At 70.4% G+C, this 1,281-nt stretch carries 1 protein-coding gene; it reads left to right on the forward strand.

The genetic code is table 11. The annotated features are described in order from the left end of the window. Window positions 1–144 precede the first annotated feature (144 nt). The gene (locus ACLHRZ_RS42480; RefSeq protein WP_490423997.1) at window positions 145–1,266 is read left to right on the forward strand and encodes an ISAs1 family transposase; all 1,122 of its coding nucleotides are present in this window, start codon (window positions 145–147) and stop codon (window positions 1,264–1,266) included. Window positions 1,267–1,281 lie beyond the last annotated feature (15 nt).

Below are 1,281 nucleotides of genomic sequence, written 5' to 3' on the forward strand. Positions count from 1 at the left end.
GAGGAAAGGTGCTGGTCACGGTGGTGTGATGGGTGTCGGTGGGCCGTGTCGAACGCAACGAAGCTCCGGTTGACGGGGTGATTTCTCAAGTCGCCCTGAACAGCCGGAGCTTCGATGTGCCGTCAGTCTGCCACTGTCTGTCTGGTGAAGTCACCCGCGCGTCAACACCGCGCGATCGTGGGGCTGGAGGGCAGGCTGAGGACACTGTCCGACCCGCGTGCCCGGCGCGGGCGCCGTCACTCTCTGGTATCGGTGCTGCTGGTTGCGGCCTGTGCGGTCCTGGCCGGTGCCCGCTCCTATGCCGCGGTCGGCCAGTGGGCCCGCCACGCGCCCCAGGACACCCTTGCCCGCCTGGGGTTTCGTGCGCGCGGGCCGCTCGGCGTGCGCCGGCCGGCCTCCCTCTCCACCCTGCGCCGGGTGCTGCTCCTGGTATGCCCCGGCGGGCTCGCCGACCTGCTCGGCCACGACCCAGCCGGCACGCAGACGGTCGCAGTGGACGGCAAGAGCGCCCGCGGCTCGCGCACCGATGCCGCGCCCGCCGCCCACCTGCTGTCCGCCGTCACGGCCGCCGGTCGTGTCGTCAGCCAGCTGCGGGTGCCGGACAAGACCAACGAGATCTCCGCGTTCACCGCCCTGCTGGCCCCGTTCGACCTGGCCGGCACCGTGGTGACCGCCGACGCCCTGCACACCCAGCGCGCGCACGCGAAGTGGCTGGTGGAGGTGAAGAAGGCGCACTACCTGCTGGTGGTCAAGGGCAACCAGCCGAAACTGCACGCGGCCATCAGGGCCCTGCCGTGGAAGGACGTGACCGCCCGGCGCTACGACCGTGAACGCGGGCACGGACGTTGCGAGACCCGCTCGGTGCGCGCTCTCACCGTCACCGGCCTCGGTCTGGACTTCCCGCACGTGGTCCAGGCGGTGAAGATCCTGCGCCACCGCACCGAGGTGAAGACCGGCAAGGTCACCCGGCAGACCGTCTACGCGATCACAGACATGACGGCACATGAGGCACCGCCCCAGCTCATCGGGCGTCTCGGCAGGTCGCAGTGGGGCATCGAGGCCGTCCACCACGTCAGAGACGTCACGTTCACCGAGGACGCCTCCAAGATCCGCACGGGGCACGGGCCGGAGAACATGGCCACCCTGCGCAACCTCGCCATCAACACCCTCCGCACTGCCGGACACACCAGCATCGCCGCCGGCCTCCGCGAGATGTCCTACGAGCCCTTCGCCCGCCCCCTCGACGCCCTCGGGATCACGCCCTGACCAGCAACTACACCA

It is taken from the genome of Streptomyces sp. AM25 (assembly GCF_058146165.1).